This is a genomic window from Mycobacterium heidelbergense (assembly GCF_050205645.1).
Taxonomy (GTDB): Bacteria; Actinomycetota; Actinomycetes; order Mycobacteriales; family Mycobacteriaceae; genus Mycobacterium; species Mycobacterium heidelbergense_A.
In genome coordinates, this window is the sequence record NZ_JBNMQT010000001.1 from 26,489 (window position 1) to 44,361 (window position 17,873).

Genomic DNA, 17,873 nt, shown 5'->3' on the forward strand with positions numbered 1-17,873 from the left:
TCAGCGATGGCCGAGCGATGTGTTCGGCGCCGCGCCAGCCGCAATCAGTTGGTCGGCAACGATTCTGGCCTCGTCGACGGGGATGGCGAAACCCACGCCGATCCAGCCCGTCGGACCGCCCGGATGGGTGGCGTTCATCGTTGCGATCGCGGAGTTGAGGCCTATCAAGGCGCCCGACGTGTCGACCAATGCGCCCCCGGAGCTGCCGGGACTCATCGTGGCGTCCGTTTGGATCGCGTCAAGCACGGCGTTGCCGCTGCCGGGGCCGACGATGCCCGACACCGGGCGGTGCAGGGCGCTGATGACCCCGGTGGTGACCGTGCCGTCCAGGCCGAGCGGCGCGCCGATGGCGATCACGTTTTGACCCACATGCAGCCCGGCCGACGATCCCATCGTTATCGGGCGGAGGCCCGAAATGCCTTGAACGCGAACGACGGCGATGTCAGTGGAGGTATCGGCGCCGACGATGGCGAACGGCGCGGATCGGCCGTCGGCGAAAGTCGCGGCCGTCTGCACCGCAACACCGGTTTGGCGCGGATCGGGCGCCGCCACGACGTGATTGTTGGTGAGGATGAAGCCGTCGGCGCTCAGGACTACCCCGGAGCCCTCTTCGGTCTGATCGCCGATCGCCGTCTCCAGTTTGACCACGCTGGGAATCGCCTTGGCCGCGGCCTGCTCGACGGTTGCGGCCGCTGGGCCGCCCGGCGCCTGGGTGGGCGCGGTCGGGGCGCTGACGACCGGCGCGGCTGGGCGAAGTTCGACGACGCTGAAGGCGCCGACGGCGCCCGAGAACAGCGCGAGCGCCGCGGCGCCGACGATGAAGCCGAACCGGGATCGCAGCCAGAGCAGGGCACGTGACCGCTGTGGTCGTGGAGTTTCGTGGCGGCCGCCAGTCAGTTCATGGCTGCCCGCGGGCCATTCGTGGCGGCCCACAGTGCGCAGCGGCCGGGCATGAGCGTCGGTGGTCATCGTTAGCACCTGCAACACGTGTCGAATGCCCGTTTTTCGTGCGGGGAAACATCTACCGCAAGGCCTTGGCGTAGAGCAGGGCATCCAGCGGTTCGGGGGCGATGGTGGGGTACACGGCGTAACGAGTCAGCCGGCCCTCCAGCTCGAAACCGGCTCGTAGTAGCACCCGCGCCGACCGCTCGTTGTCGACGTGGCAGGTGGCCCAGACGCGGTACACGCCACGATCGGCCTCCAGCGCGTTCATCAGCAGGCCGAGCACCTCGGTCATGAATCCCTTGCCCCACCACCGCCGGCCGATGCAGTAACCGATCTCGACCGAGTGCGGCACCGGACGCCGGCAGCTGGTCAGCCCGATGACTTCGTCGCTGTGCCGCAACGCGATGGCCCATGTGCGCTCGTCGTCGCTGACGTTGAGCTTCTCGGCGATCACTTGCCGCGTCGCCGCGACGTCCTGATGCGGTGTCCATTTCAGGTATTTGGTGACCTTCGGATCGCGCGCGACCCGTTGGTAGAGCGCGCCGGCGTCGTCGAGCACGGGCAGACGCAGCAGCAGCCGCGGCCCGGCGATGCGGTCAGGCGGATAGTCGACCATGGTGTCAGAGCCCGAGCGCGCGATAGGTGTGGCGGACGAATTTCGGTTGCGCCGTACGCAGTTTCGCCAGCGACGTGTTGCCCGCGACGGCCGTGGCCGCGTCCACGCTCAGATCGGGCAGGTTCTGAATCAGGTACAGCAGGATCAGGTCGGCCGTCGGGTCGGCCTGCCACCAAGTCCCGTACGCGCCGGGCCAGCTGAACGTCCCCAGCCCGCCCGGCCCGAACAGCGGCGCGGACTTCACCGGATCGGTCACCACCGACAGGTTCAGCCCGAATCCGCGGCCGACCCAGTATGGCGCGCCGAGGAAGTTGTGTCGCTTCTGTTCGACGGTGAGCCGGTCGGTCCGCATCAGGCGCACCGATTCCTCGGACAGGACGCGCACCCCGTCGACCGTTCCGTCGCCGAGCAGCATCCGCACGAAGCGGAGGTAGTCGTCGGCGGTCGACCACAACCCGCCGCCGGCATTGCAGAACGACGGCGGCGTGATGTGCGGTGGCCCCATCACGCCGTGCTGCAGCACGTGTTGCTCGGTGAGCCGGTACATGGTCGCGGCGCGTCGGCGCGCTTCCGCCGAGACGAAGAATCCGGTGTCGGGCATGCCCACCGGACCCAGCACCCGCTCGTCGAGCACCTGGTGGAAGGGCTTGTCCTCGATGCGGGAGGCGATGACGCCCAGCAGATCTATCGCGTGGCTGTAGGTCAGCCGGTCGCCGGGTTGATGCACCAGCGGCAGCTTGGCCAGCTCGGTCAGCCAGGCGTCCGGGCCCTGGTTGAACGGCAGCCGCACGTAGGCCTTGGCGATCGGCCCGGACACCGAGAACCCGTAGGCCAGGCCGCTGGTATGGGTGAGCAGGTCTTCGATCAGGATGGCGCGGCGCGCCGGATGCGTGCGGTCCAGCGGACCGTGCGGGTCGTCGAGCACCCGCATGTCGGCGAACTCCGGCGCCCAGCGCGTGATCGGATCTTTCAGCGCCAGCTTGCCGTCGTCGACCAGGCTCATCACCGCAGCCACCGTGACGGGCTTGGTCATCGACGCGATGCGAAACAGGGTGTCGCGCTGCATCGGCAGGCCGGCGTCGACATCGCGGTATCCGATCTCGTTGAGCTGCAGCACTTCTCCGCGCTGCCACACCACGGTCACCGCGCCGGCGAGCAGGCCGGCGTCGCAGACCTCGCGGATTGAGGCCGCATTGCCGTCGAGATGCACCCGGTCAGGGTAGCCCGCGGCCGGTCAGCGCCGTTGCGCGCGCACGACCCAGAACGCCATCTCGATGTCGTTGCCATCCAGTTCCCGGCGCACCGTGGCGGGTTCCAGCGATTCGATATCCCAGCCCGCGCCGCCGAGCACGTCGCGCAGCGTCCGCTCGGACACCGCCGGTCGCGGCCGCTCCTCGTCGGGCGGCTGGGCGTCGGAGAAACAACTGAGCAGCATGGTGGCGCCCGGCCGGGTGGCCCGGTGTGCCGCGGCGCCGTAGCTGCGCTTGCCGTCGTCGTCGAGGCAATGGAACATCCCGCTGTCGACGATGGTGTCGAACGCGTCGGTGTAGCCCTCGAGCTTGGTGGAATCGGCGACACCGAACGTCACGCCGACCCCCGCGTCCGCCGCGCGCCGCTCGGCGGTGATCAGCGCCGTCGGAGAGATGTCCAGCCCGGTGACGGCGTGTCCGTTCTTGGCCAGGTAGATGGCGTTGTCGCCGAGGCCGCAGCCGACGTCGAGGACGTCGCCGCGGACCCAGCCGCCCTCCTGCCACGCGACGACAGTCTCCTTGGGCGCCTTGGTGTCCCACGGCGGCGTGGCCACGGCGGGCAGGCCCTCGCCCGGGCTTTCGCCGCGATACAGGGCATCGAAATCGAGAACGGGAAAACGAGAGGAATTCGAGGGGTTTGAGGGGGAAGTCGCGCCTGTCATTTTCGCCAGGGTAGCGCGGAATGCTACGCTGCCGGGCAGTCGACATCCTTTAACGATCCGTCCAGAGAGGCGGAGAAGGAGGTCAAGATCTCGCATGGGTGCCGCGGGTGATGCCGCCTTAGGCAGCGAATCTCGAGAGTTGATGTCTGCGGCCGACGTCGGTCGCACCATTTCGCGCATCGCGCATCAGATCATCGAAAAGACCGCGCTCGACAGTCCCGACGCGCCACGGGTGGTGCTGCTCGGCATCCCGACCCGCGGTGTGATCCTGGCCCAGCGCCTGGCCACCAACATCGGCGAATACAGCGGTGTCGAGGTCGGCCACGGCGGCCTCGACATCACCCTGTACCGCGACGACCTGATGCAAAAGCCGCCCCGGCCGCTGGAGGCCACGTCGATCCCGGCGGGCGGCGTCGACGACGCGCTGGTGATCCTCGTTGACGACGTGCTGTACTCCGGGCGTTCGGTGCGCTCGGCGCTGGACGCGCTGCGCGACGTGGGCCGGCCGCGCGCCGTGCAGCTCGCGGTGCTCGTCGACCGCGGCCACCGCGAATTACCGTTGCGCGCCGACTATGTCGGCAAGAACGTGCCGACCTCACGAACCGAGAGCGTGCACGTGCAACTCGCCGAGCACGACGGCCGCGACGGGGTGGTGATCTCGCGATGACCCGACACCTGCTGACCGCCGGCGACCTCAGCCGCGACGACGCCACCGCCATCCTCGACGATGCGGACCGGTTCGCGCAGGCCCTGGTGGGCCGCGAGATCAAGAAGCTGCCGACGCTGCGCGGCCGCACCGTGATCACGATGTTCTACGAGAACTCGACCCGCACCCGGGTGTCGTTCGAGGTGGCCGGGAAGTGGATGAGCGCCGACGTGATCAACGTGAGCGCGGCCGGATCGTCGGTGGGCAAGGGCGAGTCGCTGCGCGACACCGCGCTGACGCTGCGGGCGGCCGGCGCCGACGCGCTGATCATCCGGCACCCGGCCTCGGGCGCCGCGCACCTCCTCGCCGACTGGACCAGCGTCGCCGACGGCGCCGAAGATCCTGTGGGCCCGTCGGTCATCAATGCCGGCGACGGTACGCACGAGCACCCGACGCAGGCGCTGCTCGACGCGCTGACCATCCGGCAGCGGCTCGGCGGCATCGAGGGCCGGCGCATCGTGATCGTCGGCGACATCCTGCACAGCCGGGTCGCGCGCTCCAACGTCGTGTTGCTGGACACCCTGGGCGCCGAGGTGGTGCTGGTGGCGCCGCCGACGCTGCTGCCGGTCGGCGTCGACGGGTGGCCGGCGACCGTGTCCTACGACTTCGACGCCGAGTTGCCCGCCGCCGACGCCGTGCTGATGCTGCGGGTGCAGGCCGAGCGGATGAACGGCGGCTTCTTCCCGTCGGTGCGCGAATACTCGGTTCGCTACGGGCTTTCCGATCGGCGTCAGGCGATGCTTCCCGGCCATGCCGTGGTGCTGCACCCGGGGCCGATGGTGCGCGGCATGGAGATCGCGTCCTCGGTGGCCGATTCGTCGCAATCGGCTGTGCTGCAACAGGTTTCCAATGGTGTCCACGTGCGGATGGCCGTGCTGTTCCACGTGCTGGTGGGAGCACAGGAGATCGCGGCATGAGCGTCCTGATTCGCGGTGTGCGTCTGTACGGCGAGGGCGACCGTGTCGACGTCCTGGTCGATGACGGCCAGATCGCCGACATCGGGCCGGGTCTCGCTATTCCGGATACCGCCGACGTCATCGACGCCACCGACCACGTGCTGCTGCCGGGATTCGTCGACCTGCACACCCACCTGCGCGAGCCCGGCCGCGAATACGCTGAGGACATCGAAACCGGTTCGGCGGCCGCGGCTTTGGGCGGCTACACGGCCGTGTTCGCGATGGCCAACACCAACCCCGTCGCCGACAGCCCGGTGGTCACCGACCACGTCTGGCACCGCGGCCAGCAGGTCGGCCTCGTCGACGTGCATCCCGTCGGCGCCGTCACCGTCGGGCTGGCCGGGACCGAGCTCACCGAGATGGGCATGATGGCCGCCGGCGCGGCACAGGTCCGGATGTTCTCCGACGACGGCATCTGCGTGCACGACCCGCTGATCATGCGCCGCGCCCTGGAGTACGCGACCGGCCTGGGGGTGCTGATCGCCCAGCACGCCGAGGAGCCGCGGCTGACCGTCGGCGCGGTCGCCCACGAGGGGCCCACGGCCGCGCTGCTGGGACTGGCGGGATGGCCGCGGGCCGCGGAGGAATCGATCGTGGCCCGCGATGCGCTGCTGGCCCGCGACGCCGGCGCCCGGGTGCACATCTGCCACGCCTCCACCGCGGGAACCGTCGAGATCCTGAAATGGGCCAAGGCACAGGGCATTTCGATCACCGCCGAGGTCACGCCGCATCATCTTCTCCTCGACGACGGCAGGCTGGCCAGCTACGACGGGGTAAACCGGGTCAACCCGCCGCTGCGCGAGGACGCCGACGCGGTCGCGTTGCGTCAGGCGCTCGCCGACGGGGTAATCGACTGTGTGGCCACCGACCATGCCCCGCACGCCGAGCACGAAAAGTGCGTCGAGTTCTGCGCGGCACGCCCCGGCATGCTGGGGCTGCAGACGGCGCTGTCCGTGGTGGCGCAGACGATGGTGGCACCCGGCTTGTTGACCTGGCGCGACGTCGCCCGGGTGATGAGCGAGAACCCGGCGCGCATCGTCGGCCTGCCCGACCACGGCCGGCCGCTCGAGGTGGGGGAGCCGGCCAACCTGACCGTGGTGGACCCGGACGCCACCTGGACGGTCGCGGGGGGCGACCTGGCCAGCCGGTCGGCCAACACGCCATACGAGTCGATGACCTTGCCCGCCACCGTGACCGCGACGCTGCTGCGCGGCAAGATCACCGCCCGCGACGGGAAGAGCCCGGCATGAATTCCGGAACGCTGGTGGGGTCGCTGATCTTCGCGGCCGTGCTGGTGGTGGTCATCGCCGTGGTGATTCAGCTGATGATGCGTTCCTGGCAGCGCCGCTCGCAACGCCAGCAGGAGGTGATCGGCGAGCTGCCCGAGATGCCCGACGAGGTGAGCACCGCCACGCTGACGACTCGCGGCCTCTACTGCGGCTGCGCCGTCGCGCCAGCCTGGAACGAGCGGGTCGCCGCCGGCGATCTCGGTTACCGCAGCAAGGCGGTGCTGACTCGCTACCCCGAGGGAATCCTGTTGGAACGCGTTCGCGCCAAACCGATTTGGATTCCGCGCGAGTCGATCCTGGCCATTCGCATGGAGCGCGCCATCGGAGCCAAGGTCATGGCCCGCATCGGGATACTGGCGATCCGGTGGCGGCTGCCGTCGGGCGGCGAGATCGACACCGGATTCCGCGCGAACCACCGCGCCGACTACGACGACTGGCTGGACGACCAGCAGGAGGGAGCCGCGTGAGCCGCGCCGAGACGATGCAGAGCGAAGCGATGAGAAGGAGCGGCGCTATCAGCAAGGCGCTACTGGTGCTCGAGGACGGTCGCGTCTTCACCGGCACGCCGTTCGGCGCGATCGGCCAAACCCTTGGGGAGGCGGTGTTTTCCACCGGCATGTCCGGCTATCAGGAAACGCTCACCGATCCCAGCTACCACCGGCAGATCGTGGTGGCCACGGCGCCGCAGATCGGCAACACCGGGTGGAACGGCGAGGACGCCGAGAGCCGCGGCGACAAGATCTGGGTCGCCGGCTACGCGGTGCGCGACCCGTCGCCGCGCGCGTCGAACTGGCGCGCCACCGGCACGCTGGACGACGAGCTGGTCCGCCAGAACATCGTCGGGATCGCCGGCATCGATACCCGCGCGGTGGTGCGGCACCTGCGCAGCCGCGGCTCGATGAAGGCCGGGGTGTTCTCCGGTGACGCGCTCGCCGAGCCCGCCGAGCTGCTGGAGCGGGTGCGGGGCCAGCGGTCCATGCTGGGCGCCGATCTGGCCGGCGAGGTCAGCACCGACGGCACCTACATCGTCGAACCCGAAGGGCCGCAGCGCTTTACGGTGGCCGCGCTGGACCTCGGCATCAAGACCAACACCCCGCGCAACTTCGCCCGGCGCGGCATCCGCAGCCACGTGCTGCCCGCGTCGGCCGCCTTCGGGCAGATCGCCGAGCTCAAGCCCGACGGGGTGTTCCTGTCCAACGGGCCCGGCGACCCGGCCACCGCCGATCACGTCGTCGAACTCACCCGAGAGGTGATCGGCGCCGGAATCCCGTTGTTCGGAATCTGTTTCGGCAACCAGATCCTGGGCCGGGCGCTGGGCCTGTCCACCTACAAGATGGTGTTCGGTCACCGCGGCATCAACGTCCCGGTCATTGACCACGCCACCGGGCGGGTCGCGGTGACCGCGCAGAACCACGGGTTCGCGCTGGAAGGCGAGGCGGGCCAGTCCTTCGACACGCCGTTCGGGCCCGCGGTCGTCAGCCACACCTGCGCCAACGACGGGGTGGTCGAGGGCATCAAACTCGCCGACGGAAAGGCGTTTTCGGTGCAGTATCACCCCGAGGCCGCCGCGGGTCCCCACGACGCGAATTATCTGTTCGACCAATTCGTCGAGCTCATGGAAGGAAGCCGCTAGTGCCGCGGCGGACCGACCTCAACCACGTGCTGGTGATCGGCTCGGGGCCGATCGTCATCGGTCAGGCCTGCGAATTCGACTACTCCGGCACCCAGGCCTGCCGGGTGCTGCGCGCCGACGGGCTGCAGGTCAGCCTCGTCAACTCCAACCCGGCCACGATCATGACCGACCCGGAGTACGCCGATCACACCTACGTCGAGCCCATCACCCCGTTGTTCGTCGAGCGGGTGATCGCCCAGCAGGCCGAGCGCGGCAACAAGATCGACGCCCTGCTTGCCACCCTCGGTGGCCAGACCGCGCTGAACACGGCCGTTGCCCTGTACGAGAACGGCGTCCTCGAGCGCTACGGCGTCGAACTCATCGGCGCGGATTTCGACGCGATCCAGCGCGGCGAGGACCGGCAGCGGTTCAAGGACATCGTCGCCAAGGTCGGCGGCGAATCCGCCCGCAGCCGAGTGTGTTTCACGATGGACGAGGTACGCGAGACCGTCGAGGAGGTCGGCCTGCCGGTGGTGGTGCGGCCCAGCTTCACGATGGGCGGCCTGGGCTCGGGCATGGCGCACTCCGCCGAAGAGGTCGACCGGATGGCCGGCGCCGGGCTCGCCGCGAGCCCGAGCGCCAACGTGCTGATCGAGGAATCGATCTACGGCTGGAAGGAATTCGAGCTCGAGCTGATGCGCGACGGCCACGACAACGTGGTGGTGGTGTGCTCCATCGAGAACGTCGACCCGATGGGCGTGCACACCGGCGACTCGGTCACCGTCGCGCCGGCCATGACCCTGACCGACCGCGAATACCAGCGGATGCGGGATCTGGGCATCGCGATCCTGCGTGAGGTCGGCGTGGACACCGGCGGCTGCAACATCCAATTCGCGGTCAACCCGCGCGACGGTCGGCTGATCGTCGTCGAGATGAACCCCCGGGTTTCCCGGTCGAGCGCGCTGGCGTCCAAGGCCACCGGCTTCCCGATCGCCAAGATCGCGGCCAAGCTGGCCATCGGCTACACCCTCGACGAGATCGTCAACGACATCACCAAGGAAACGCCCGCCTGCTTCGAGCCGACGCTGGACTACGTGGTGGTCAAGGCGCCGCGGTTCGCGTTCGAGAAGTTCCCCGGCGCCGATCCCACGCTGACCACGACGATGAAATCCGTCGGGGAGGCAATGTCGCTGGGCCGCAACTTCATCGAGGCGCTGGGCAAGGTGATGCGGTCGCTGGAGACGGGGCGTGCCGGCTTCTGGACGAAGCCCGATCCCAACGGTGACGTCGCCGAGGTGTTGACCCGCCTGCGGACCCCGACCGAAGGCCGGCTGTACGACATCGAACTGGCGCTGCGGCTGGGCGCGTCGGTCGAGCAGGTCGCCGAGGCCAGCGGCGTGGACCCGTGGTTCGTCGCGCAGATCGGCGAGCTGGAAACGCTGCGCGCCGATCTGGTCGCCGCCCCGGTGCTCGACGTGGACCTGCTGCGGCGGGCCAAGCACAGCGGGCTGTCCGACCGCCAGATCGCGGCCCTGAGACCGGAATTGGCCGGCGAGGACGGTGTCCGGTCCCTGCGCGAGCGGCTCGACATTCACCCGGTGTACAAAACGGTCGACACCTGCGCCGCGGAGTTCGAGGCCAAGACGCCATACCACTACAGCAGCTACGAACTCGACCCGGCCGCCGAGACCGAGGTGGCCCCGCAGACCGAGAAGCCCAAGGTGCTGATCCTGGGTTCGGGACCGAACCGGATCGGCCAGGGCATCGAATTCGACTACAGCTGTGTGCACGCGGCAACCACGTTGAGCCAGGCCGGTTTTGAAACGGTGATGGTCAACTGCAACCCGGAGACGGTGTCCACCGACTACGACACGGCCGACCGCCTGTACTTCGAGCCGCTGACCTTCGAGGACGTGCTGGAAGTATTCCGCGCGGAATCCCGGTCCGCGGCCGGCGGCCCCGGCGTGGTCGGGGTCATCGTCCAACTCGGCGGGCAGACGCCCCTGGGACTCGCGCAGCGGCTCTTCGACGCCGGGGTTCCCATCGTGGGCACGCCGCCGGAGGCCATCGACCTGGCCGAGGACCGCGGCGCCTTCGGCGACGTGCTCCGCACCGCCGGGCTGCCCGCCCCGAAGTACGGCACCGCAACGACTTTCAACCAGGCCCGCCGGATCGCCGCGGACATCGGCTACCCGGTGCTGGTGCGGCCGTCGTACGTGCTGGGCGGTCGCGGCATGGAGATCGTCTACGACGAGGAAACCCTCAAGGGCTACATCACCCGCGCCACCGAGCTGTCCCCCGAACACCCGGTGCTCGTCGACCGTTTCCTGGAGGACGCGGTGGAGATCGACGTCGACGCGCTGTGCGACGGCGCCGAGGTCTACATCGGCGGCATCATGGAGCACATCGAGGAGGCCGGCATCCACTCCGGGGACTCGGCCTGCGCGCTGCCGCCGGTGACGTTGGGCCGCAGCGACATCGAGAAGGTCCGCCGCGCCACCGAGGCCATCGCGCACGGCATCGGCGTGGTCGGTCTGCTCAACGTGCAGTACGCCCTTAAGGACGACGTGCTCTACGTCCTGGAGGCCAACCCGCGTGCCAGCCGCACCGTTCCGTTCGTCTCCAAGGCCACCGCGATCCCGCTCGCCAAGGCGTGCGCCCGGATCATGTTGGGCGCCACCATTTCCCAGCTGCGCGACGAGGGAATGCTGGTGCGGGACGGGGACGGCGCCCACGCCGCGCTGAACGCGCCGATCGCGGTCAAGGAAGCGGTGTTGCCGTTCCACCGGTTCCGCCGCGCGGACGGGGCGGCCATCGATTCGCTGCTCGGCCCGGAGATGAAGTCGACGGGCGAGGTGATGGGGATCGACCGCGACTTCGGCAGCGCCTTCGCCAAGAGCCAGACCGCCGCCTACGGATCGCTACCGGCCGAGGGCACCGTGTTCGTCTCGGTCGCCAACCGCGACAAGCGCTCGCTGGTGTTTCCCGTCAAGCGGCTGGCCGATCTGGGCTTCCGCGTTCTCGCCACCGAGGGCACCGCGGAGATGTTGCGCCGCAACGGGATTCCCTGCGACGAGGTTCGCAAGCATTTCGAGCCGCCGCAGCCGGACCGCCCCGCGGCATCCGCCGTCGACGCGATCAAGGCCGGCGAGGTCGACATGGTGATCAACACCCCCTACGGCAACTCCGGTCCACGTATCGACGGTTACGAAATCCGGTCGGCGGCGGTGGCCGTCAACATCCCGTGCGTCACGACGGTGCAGGGCGCGTCGGCCGCCGTGCAGGGCATCGAAGCGGGGATCCGCGGCGACATCGGCGTGCGGTCGCTGCAGGAACTGCACAGCGTCATCGGTCCGGGCGGCGCAAAGTGACGGGGTTCGGCGCCCGGCTGGCCGCGGCCAAGCTGGCCCGCGGGCCGCTGTGCCTGGGCATAGACCCCCATCCCGAGCTGCTGCGGGCCTGGGACCTGCCGACCTCCGCCGACGGCCTGGCCGCTTTCTGCGACATCTGCATCGAGGCCTTCGCCGGCTTCGCCGTCGTCAAACCGCAGGTGGCGTTCTTCGAGGCCTACGGCGCCGCGGGATTCGCGGTCCTCGAGCGCACCGTCAAAGCGCTGCGCTCCGAGGGTGTGCTGGTGCTGGCCGACGCCAAGCGCGGCGATATCGGGACGACGATGGCCGCCTACGCCGAGGCGTGGGCGGGCGAGTCGCCGCTGGCCGCCGACGCCGTGACGGCCTCGCCGTATCTGGGCTTCGGCTCGCTGCGGCCCCTGCTGGAAGCCGCCGCGGCGCACGACCGCGGCGTGTTCGTGCTGGCGGCGACCTCCAACCCGGAGGGCGGCACGGTGCAGCGCGCCACCTTCGACGGCCGGACGGTGGCGCAGCTGATCGTCGACCAGGCGGCGGTGGTCAACCGCTCCGCCACGGTGCCCGAGCCCGGATACGTCGGCGTGGTGCTCGGCGCGACGGTGTTCGAGGCGCCCGACGTCAGCGAACTGGGCGGACCCGTGCTGGTGCCCGGGCTCGGGGCGCAGGGCGGGCGGCCCGAGGCGCTCGCCGGCCTGGGCGGGGCGGCGCCGGGCCAGCTGCTGCCGGCGGTCGCGCGCGAGGTGCTGCGGGCCGGACCGAGCGTGTCGGATCTGCGGGCGGCGGGCGAACGGATGCTGGACGCCGTCGCGTACCTGTCGGCGGTGTAGACCTGCCTCAGTCCGACGCCAGCGCCGTGCCGGGTCTCGCGGTTTCGACGATGACGGTCGTGGCCTTGACCACGGCCACCGCGACGCTGCCTGGCTGCAGCTTCAACTCGTCGGCGGCCGCGGTGCTCATCAGCGACACGACGGTGAAGGGACCGCACTGCATTTCGACCTGGGTCATCACCTTGTCGCGGGTGACCTTGGTGACCAGGCCGACGAACCGGTTGCGGGCGGAGCTGCCGATGCTCAGCGGATCCGGCGGGGGCGCGGGGGCGTTGTTCCGCGCAAACTCGGCGAGGTCCTCGCTGGCGATCACCTTGCGCCCGGCCGCGTCCAGACCCACCGCCAGCGTGCCGTTGTTGATCCATCGCCGGACGGTGTCGTCGCTGACTCCCAGCAGCTCGGCCGCCTGACGGATGCGCAGACTCGGCACGGCCCGATCGTATCAACCGGCCCCAAGTTTGTTTGCTGGGTCCGTGGCGCAAAGCCGCGGCCCGGCCCGGTCGCCCGGCGACGACTTCGGCGGCCACCGCGACCGCCCCTCGGGCCGGGCGCGTCGCATCATGACCGCGCGGCCGGGCGGGTCGGGGTGCGCCCGGCGGGCCCGGGAAGGCGGGCAACGGCGCGCGAAATCTGCGATTCCCGGCCGCGGCGCGGGCCCTACGGCGGGCGAACACGCGGCCGAAATCGCCGTCGCGGGGTCGCCGACCTGCCGCTGACCATGGCGCGACACGCGCGACACGCCACGCGAAATTGCGAGATCCGCCGCACGACTTCTCGCGCCGGTCCGCGCCGCCGACCGCGAGACCCGACGGCTCGGCGCCCGGCCGCCGCGAGGCGACATAAAACCCCAGGTAGAACGCCGAAAAAGGAGCGAAGTCGGCGCTCCGGCGCCCCCGAAATGGCACCCCTTCCAGCCGCTTTCGGGGCCGCCGCGGGGGCCGCCGGCTGAACCCGCACGGCGGGTCGACCTGCCTATTTACCCCCGTAACCAGGGGGGTCGGGTTAGATTTCGTCAGGAAGCGTGAGTACGGTCGTCTCCGCTGGCTGAAGTACCCGGCAGAGACACAAGATCGAGAGATTGATCAGATACGGAGGAATCGTGGCCCTTCCCCAGTTGACCGACGAGCAGCGCGCGGCCGCGTTGGAGAAGGCGGCTGCCGCACGTCGAGCGCGAGCAGAGCTCAAGGACCGGCTGAAGCGCGGTGGCACCAGCCTGACCCAAGTGCTCAAGGACGCCGAGACCAACGAAGTCCTGGGCAAGATGAAGGTTTCCGCGCTGTTGGAGGCTTTGCCGAAGGTGGGCAAGGTCAAGGCGCAGGAGATCATGACCGAGCTGGAGATCGCGCCGACTCGCCGTCTGCGTGGTCTCGGCGACCGTCAGCGCAAAGCCCTGCTGGAAAAGTTCGGCTCCTAACCCGGCCGCGCGATGCAGGCCGAACGGCCTGTGCGGGCACCGACCCAGGAGCGCCGATGAGCGCGAGCGGGGGACCGGACGTCGAGTGCGGAGCGCGTCCCGAGCCGATCGGCAACGGACGTGTGGTCGTGCTGTCCGGTCCCTCCGCGGTCGGCAAGTCCACGGTGGTCCGCTGCCTGCGTGAGCGAATCCCGAACCTGCATTTCAGCGTTTCCGCCACGACGCGGGCGCCGCGGCCCGGGGAGGTCGACGGCGTCGACTACCACTTCGTGAGCCCCGCCCGCTTTCAAGAACTCATCGACGAGGGCGCCCTGCTGGAGTGGGCGGAGATCCACGGCGGACTGCACCGATCGGGCACCCTCGCCGAGCCGGTGCGCGCCGCCGCGGCGTCCGGGCGCCCGGTCCTCATCGAGGTAGATCTGGCCGGAGCCAGGGCCGTCAAGCGGGCGATGCCCGAAGCCATCGCCGTGTTCCTGGCGCCGCCCAGCTGGGAGGACCTGGAGGCCAGGCTCGTGGGCCGCGGCACCGAGACGCCCGAGGTGATCCAGCGCCGGCTGGACACCGCCCGCGTCGAGCTGGCGGCGCAGGACGACTTCGACGAGGTCGTGGTCAACAGTCGATTGGAGTCTGCGTGCGCGGAATTGGTATCCTTGCTGGTGGCAACCGCGCCTGGCCCGGATTGAGTCGCCTGGTCAGCGCCGGACCCAGACCGATCAAGCATCGAGTTTCCCACCGCTCTACGCCGCCAGGAGATTTTCTTAAGTGAGCAATCCGCAGTCCGACGCGTCGCTAGCCGCCGTCCCCGCCCTGGATCAGTTCGATCCGTCGTCAGCCGGGCAGGGTGCCTACGACACCCCGCTGGGCATCACCAACCCGCCCATCGACGAATTGCTGGACCGCGTCTCGAGCAAGTACGCGCTGGTGATCTACGCGGCCAAGCGGGCCCGCCAGATCAACGATTACTACAACCAGCTCGGTGAGGGCATCCTCGAGTACGTGGGACCGCTGGTCGAGCCTGGGCTGCAGGAAAAGCCGCTGTCCATCGCGATGCGCGAGATCCACGCCGACCTGCTCGAACACACCGAGGGCGAGTAACAGGCCGGGCGCGCTGTGGACCGCAAGCGGATCGTCGTCGGCGTCTCCGGTGGCATCGCCGCCTACAAGGCGTGCACCGTCGTTCGTCAGCTCGCCGAGGCCGGCCACGAGGTCCGCGTCATCCCCACCGAATCCGCGTTGCGCTTCGTCGGGGCCGCCACTTTCGAGGCGCTTTCCGGACAGCCGGTCCACACCGGCGTCTTCTCCGACGTTCCCGAGGTGCCGCATGTGCGGCTGGGTCAGCAGGCCGACCTGGTCGTCGTGGCGCCCGCCACCGCCGACCTGCTGGCCCGCGCCGTGCACGGCCGCGCCGACGACCTGCTGACCGCGACGCTGCTCACGGCGCGATGTCCGGTGCTGTTCGCGCCGGCGATGCACACCGAGATGTGGTTGCACCCGGCCACCGTCGACAACGTGGCGACTTTGCGCCGCCGCGGGGCCGTTGTGCTGGAACCCGCGTCCGGGCGCCTCACCGGCGCCGACAGCGGTGCCGGACGGCTGCCCGAGGCCGAGGAGATCACCACGCTCGCCCACCTGCTGCTGGAGCGCCACGACGCGCTGCCCTACGACCTCGCCGGCTGCAAGCTGCTGGTGACCGCCGGTGGCACCCGCGAACCGATCGATCCCGTCCGCTTCGTCGGCAACCGCAGCTCCGGCAAGCAGGGCTACGCCGTCGCGCGGGTCGCCGCCCAGCGCGGCGCCGAGGTCACCCTGATCGCCGGGCACACCGCCGGCCTCATCGACCCCGCCGGCGTCCACGTCGTCCACGTCAGCTCGGCGCAGCAGCTCGGGGAGGCGGTGTCCAAGCACGCCCCCGACGCCGACGTGCTGGTGATGGCGGCTGCGGTGGCCGACTTCCGGCCGGCGCAGGTTGCCGCCGCCAAGATCAAAAAGGGTGGCGAGGACCCGCCCACGATCGAGCTGGTGCGCAACGACGACGTGCTGGCCGGCGCGGTGCGGGCGCGCGCCCACGGCGACCTGCCCAACATGCGGGCCATCGTGGGGTTCGCCGCCGAGACCGGCGACGCCAACGGCGACGTGCTCTTCCACGCCCGAGAGAAGTTGCGGCGCAAGGGCTGTGACCTGTTGGTCGTCAACGCCGTCGGCGACGGCAGGGCGTTCGAGGTGGACAGCAATGACGGTTGGCTGCTGGCCTCCGACGGCGCGGAGTCCGCGCTGCAGCACGGTTCCAAGACGCTGATGGCCAGTCGTATCGTTGATGCGATCGTGGCGTTTCTGCACCACACGGGCTAGCGATACGGTTGCATGCGCCCGGCTGGGCCGGTTGGGCCTAGGGCGTTAAAATAATTTGTCTAACTAAGTTTTAGGATGCGGGTGACTGGAAGGATGACACAGTGAGCGAGAAGGGTCGGCTGTTTACCAGTGAGTCGGTGACCGAGGGGCATCCCGACAAGATCTGTGACGCCATCAGCGACTCGGTCCTCGACGCGCTGTTGGCGGAGGACCCCCGCTCACGTGTCGCGGTCGAGACCCTGGTGACCACCGGGCAGGTGCACGTCGTGGGCGAGGTGACGACGACGGCGAAAGAGGCGTTCGCGGACATCACCAACACCGTGCGGGCGCGCATCCTCGAGATCGGCTACGACTCGTCGGACAAGGGCTTCGACGGCGCGTCGTGCGGGGTGAACATCGGCATCGGCGCGCAGTCGCCCGACATCGCCCAAGGCGTCGACACCGCCTACGAGGCCCGCGTCGAGGGTGAGCAGGACCCGCTGGACCTCCAGGGGGCCGGCGACCAGGGCCTGATGTTCGGCTACGCGATCAACGACACCCCGGAGCTGATGCCGCTGCCCATCGCGCTGGCGCACCGCCTGTCGCGGCGGCTGACCGAGGTCCGCAAGAACGGCACGCTGCCCTACTTGCGGCCGGACGGCAAGACCCAGGTCACCATCGAGTACGAGGACGACGTGCCAGTCCGGCTGGACACCGTGGTCGTGTCCACCCAGCACGCCGACGGCATCGACCTGGAGAAGAAGCTGGACCCCGACATCCGGGAGCACGTGCTGAAGACCGTGCTGGCGGACCTCGCCCACGAGACGCTGGATTCATCGGGGACCCGGGTGCTGGTCAACCCGACGGGGAAGTTCGTCCTCGGCGGCCCGATGGGGGACGCGGGCCTGACCGGCCGCAAGATCATCGTCGACACCTACGGCGGCTGGGCCCGCCACGGCGGTGGCGCCTTCTCCGGCAAGGATCCGTCCAAGGTGGACCGTTCGGCGGCGTACGCGATGCGCTGGGTGGCAAAGAACATCGTCGCCGCCGGCCTGGCGGAGCGGGTCGAGGTGCAGGTGGCCTACGCCATCGGCAAGGCTGCACCGGTCGGGTTGTTCATCGAGACGTTCGGCACCGCGATCGTCGACCCGGTCAAGATCGAGAAGATCGTGCCCGAGGTGTTCGACCTGCGGCCCGGCGCGATCATCCGCGACCTGGACCTGCTGCGCCCCATCTACGCGCAGACGGCCGCCTACGGGCACTTCGGCCGCACCGACGTCGAGCTGCCGTGGGAGCAGCTGAACATGGTCGACGAGCTCAAGCGCGCTATCTAGGCAGCGGGTGGTCGGGCTCTAACGCGGGCAGGCCGTCGATGCTGCGCCGATTGCGTTCGACCAGGCGAACATAGGACTCCGCGGGCGCCTTGGCGTGATGGGCGTCGAGCACCGGCCGTTCGTCGACGAGGTCGTAGTAGGGCACCGCAAACCCGCACGCGTCGGCGATGCGCTCGACGTCGATCACGATGACGGCACGCACCCCCGGATGTTCGTCACCGAAACACGTTCGCAGGCCTGCGAATTCGCCGTCATCGGGTCGAACCGCGCGTCCGGTGCCGAACAATCGCAGGATCCGCGAGTTGCGGGTGAACGAGCAGAACATGACGGTGATGCGGCCGTTGTCGCGCAAGTGCGCGATGGTTTCCACGCCGCTGCCGAACATGTCGAGGTAGGCGACGGTATGATCGTCGAGCACCGCGAACGTGTCCCGATACCCCTTGGGGGAGAGGTTGATTCGGCCGCCTTCGGACGGTGCGGTGGCTACGAAGAACACGGCCTGGTCGCCGATGAACTCGCGCAGTGACTCGTCGATACGCGAAAACTCTTTCGCCACGCGTCGAGCC

General features: G+C 69.5%; 18 protein-coding genes. 12 read left to right on the forward strand and 6 right to left on the reverse strand.

Features of this window, described 5'->3' with window-relative positions; all coding sequences use genetic code 11:
• Genes ACQI5H_RS00140 through ACQI5H_RS00155 form a run of 4 tightly spaced genes read right to left on the reverse strand, consistent with a single transcriptional unit; the run spans window position 1 to window position 3,473 of the window.
• Entirely contained in the window at window positions 1–969 is a 969-nt protein-coding gene (locus ACQI5H_RS00140) for a S1C family serine protease (RefSeq protein WP_427077425.1), read from the reverse strand.
• Between the two features lie 52 nt (window positions 970–1,021).
• Complete coding sequence (locus ACQI5H_RS00145; RefSeq protein ID WP_427077426.1) at window positions 1,022–1,561, reverse strand: GNAT family N-acetyltransferase; 540 nt, start codon at window positions 1,559–1,561, stop codon at window positions 1,022–1,024.
• A gap of 4 nt (window positions 1,562–1,565) precedes the next feature.
• Window positions 1,566–2,771, reverse strand: coding sequence for a serine hydrolase domain-containing protein (locus tag ACQI5H_RS00150; RefSeq protein WP_427077427.1), 1,206 nt, complete (start codon window positions 2,769–2,771; stop codon window positions 1,566–1,568).
• 24 nt (window positions 2,772–2,795) lie between these two features.
• Window positions 2,796–3,473: a class I SAM-dependent methyltransferase gene (locus ACQI5H_RS00155; protein ID WP_427077428.1), complete on the reverse strand. Its 678-nt coding sequence runs from the start codon at window positions 3,471–3,473 to the stop codon at window positions 2,796–2,798.
• A gap of 94 nt (window positions 3,474–3,567) precedes the next feature.
• Here ACQI5H_RS00155 and pyrR point away from each other — a divergent pair, with 94 nt between their 5' ends.
• From pyrR to pyrF, 7 genes are read left to right on the forward strand one after another with little or no spacing between them, the layout of a single operon-like run.
• Window positions 3,568–4,140: a bifunctional pyr operon transcriptional regulator/uracil phosphoribosyltransferase PyrR gene (gene pyrR, locus ACQI5H_RS00160; RefSeq protein WP_427077429.1), complete on the forward strand. Its 573-nt coding sequence runs from the start codon at window positions 3,568–3,570 to the stop codon at window positions 4,138–4,140.
• Window positions 4,137–5,096: an aspartate carbamoyltransferase catalytic subunit gene (locus tag ACQI5H_RS00165; protein WP_427077430.1), complete on the forward strand. Its 960-nt coding sequence runs from the start codon at window positions 4,137–4,139 to the stop codon at window positions 5,094–5,096. Before pyrR ends, ACQI5H_RS00165 begins: the two co-directional genes overlap by 4 nt.
• Window positions 5,093–6,385 (forward strand): dihydroorotase, encoded by a 1,293-nt coding sequence (locus ACQI5H_RS00170; protein ID WP_427077431.1) that lies wholly within the window; start codon window positions 5,093–5,095, stop codon window positions 6,383–6,385. Before ACQI5H_RS00165 ends, ACQI5H_RS00170 begins: the two co-directional genes overlap by 4 nt.
• Window positions 6,382–6,891 carry a transporter gene (locus ACQI5H_RS00175; protein ID WP_427077432.1) on the forward strand — a complete coding sequence of 170 codons (510 nt, stop codon included), beginning with the start codon at window positions 6,382–6,384 and terminating at the stop codon, window positions 6,889–6,891. Before ACQI5H_RS00170 ends, ACQI5H_RS00175 begins: the two co-directional genes overlap by 4 nt.
• A 47-nt stretch (window positions 6,892–6,938) precedes the next feature.
• Entirely contained in the window at window positions 6,939–8,057 is a 1,119-nt protein-coding gene (carA, locus tag ACQI5H_RS00180) for a glutamine-hydrolyzing carbamoyl-phosphate synthase small subunit (protein WP_427077645.1), read from the forward strand.
• A complete protein-coding gene (gene carB, locus ACQI5H_RS00185) occupies window positions 8,057–11,407 on the forward strand; it encodes a carbamoyl-phosphate synthase large subunit (RefSeq protein ID WP_427077433.1) in 3,351 nt (1,116 codons plus the stop codon). Before carA ends, carB begins: the two co-directional genes overlap by 1 nt.
• Window positions 11,404–12,231 carry an orotidine-5'-phosphate decarboxylase gene (gene pyrF, locus ACQI5H_RS00190; RefSeq protein WP_427077434.1) on the forward strand — a complete coding sequence of 276 codons (828 nt, stop codon included), beginning with the start codon at window positions 11,404–11,406 and terminating at the stop codon, window positions 12,229–12,231. The genes carB and pyrF overlap by 4 nt, the downstream gene beginning before the upstream one ends.
• 7 nt (window positions 12,232–12,238) lie before the next feature.
• Here pyrF and ACQI5H_RS00195 read toward each other — a convergent pair whose 3' ends face one another.
• Entirely contained in the window at window positions 12,239–12,661 is a 423-nt protein-coding gene (locus ACQI5H_RS00195) for a TOBE domain-containing protein (protein WP_427077435.1), read from the reverse strand.
• 669 nt (window positions 12,662–13,330) lie between these two features.
• Here ACQI5H_RS00195 and mihF point away from each other — a divergent pair.
• From mihF to metK, 5 genes are all read left to right on the forward strand, one after another.
• Window positions 13,331–13,645 carry an integration host factor, actinobacterial type gene (gene mihF, locus ACQI5H_RS00200; RefSeq protein ID WP_076063029.1) on the forward strand — a complete coding sequence of 105 codons (315 nt, stop codon included), beginning with the start codon at window positions 13,331–13,333 and terminating at the stop codon, window positions 13,643–13,645.
• Between the two features lie 56 nt (window positions 13,646–13,701).
• Window positions 13,702–14,328, forward strand: a complete 627-nt coding sequence (gene gmk, locus ACQI5H_RS00205; RefSeq protein WP_427077436.1) for a guanylate kinase — start codon at window positions 13,702–13,704, stop codon at window positions 14,326–14,328.
• A gap of 79 nt (window positions 14,329–14,407) precedes the next feature.
• Complete coding sequence (gene rpoZ / locus ACQI5H_RS00210; RefSeq protein WP_427077437.1) at window positions 14,408–14,740, forward strand: DNA-directed RNA polymerase subunit omega; 333 nt, start codon at window positions 14,408–14,410, stop codon at window positions 14,738–14,740.
• 15 nt (window positions 14,741–14,755) lie between these two features.
• Entirely contained in the window at window positions 14,756–15,994 is a 1,239-nt protein-coding gene (coaBC, locus tag ACQI5H_RS00215; protein WP_427077438.1) for a bifunctional phosphopantothenoylcysteine decarboxylase/phosphopantothenate--cysteine ligase CoaBC, read from the forward strand.
• 101 nt (window positions 15,995–16,095) lie between these two features.
• A complete protein-coding gene (gene metK / locus ACQI5H_RS00220) occupies window positions 16,096–17,307 on the forward strand; it encodes a methionine adenosyltransferase (protein ID WP_427077439.1) in 1,212 nt (403 codons plus the stop codon).
• On the opposite strand, the gene ACQI5H_RS00225 is transcribed toward metK, so the two are convergent.
• On the reverse strand, window positions 17,300–17,863 hold the full coding sequence (locus ACQI5H_RS00225; protein WP_427077440.1) for a pyridoxamine 5'-phosphate oxidase family protein: 564 nt from the start codon (window positions 17,861–17,863) through the stop codon (window positions 17,300–17,302). The two genes, metK and ACQI5H_RS00225, sit on opposite strands and share 8 nt — an antisense overlap.
• Window positions 17,864–17,873 lie beyond the last annotated feature (10 nt).

What these genes read in the sequence shown, in the direction of transcription:
- ACQI5H_RS00145 (WP_427077426.1), bottom strand. Translation starts at nt 1,561, where the DNA reads ATGGTCGACTATCCGCCTGACCGCATCGCCGGGCCGCGGCTGCTGCTG.
- gmk (WP_427077436.1), top strand. Translation starts at nt 13,702, where the DNA reads ATGAGCGCGAGCGGGGGACCGGACGTCGAGTGCGGAGCGCGTCCCGAG.
- pyrR (WP_427077429.1), top strand. Translation starts at nt 3,568, where the DNA reads ATGGGTGCCGCGGGTGATGCCGCCTTAGGCAGCGAATCTCGAGAGTTG.
- ACQI5H_RS00175 (WP_427077432.1), top strand. Translation starts at nt 6,382, where the DNA reads ATGAATTCCGGAACGCTGGTGGGGTCGCTGATCTTCGCGGCCGTGCTG.
- ACQI5H_RS00140 (WP_427077425.1), bottom strand. Translation starts at nt 969, where the DNA reads ATGACCACCGACGCTCATGCCCGGCCGCTGCGCACTGTGGGCCGCCAC.
- ACQI5H_RS00155 (WP_427077428.1), bottom strand. Translation starts at nt 3,473, where the DNA reads ATGACAGGCGCGACTTCCCCCTCAAACCCCTCGAATTCCTCTCGTTTT.
- ACQI5H_RS00170 (WP_427077431.1), top strand. Translation starts at nt 5,093, where the DNA reads ATGAGCGTCCTGATTCGCGGTGTGCGTCTGTACGGCGAGGGCGACCGT.
- ACQI5H_RS00165 (WP_427077430.1), top strand. Translation starts at nt 4,137, where the DNA reads ATGACCCGACACCTGCTGACCGCCGGCGACCTCAGCCGCGACGACGCC.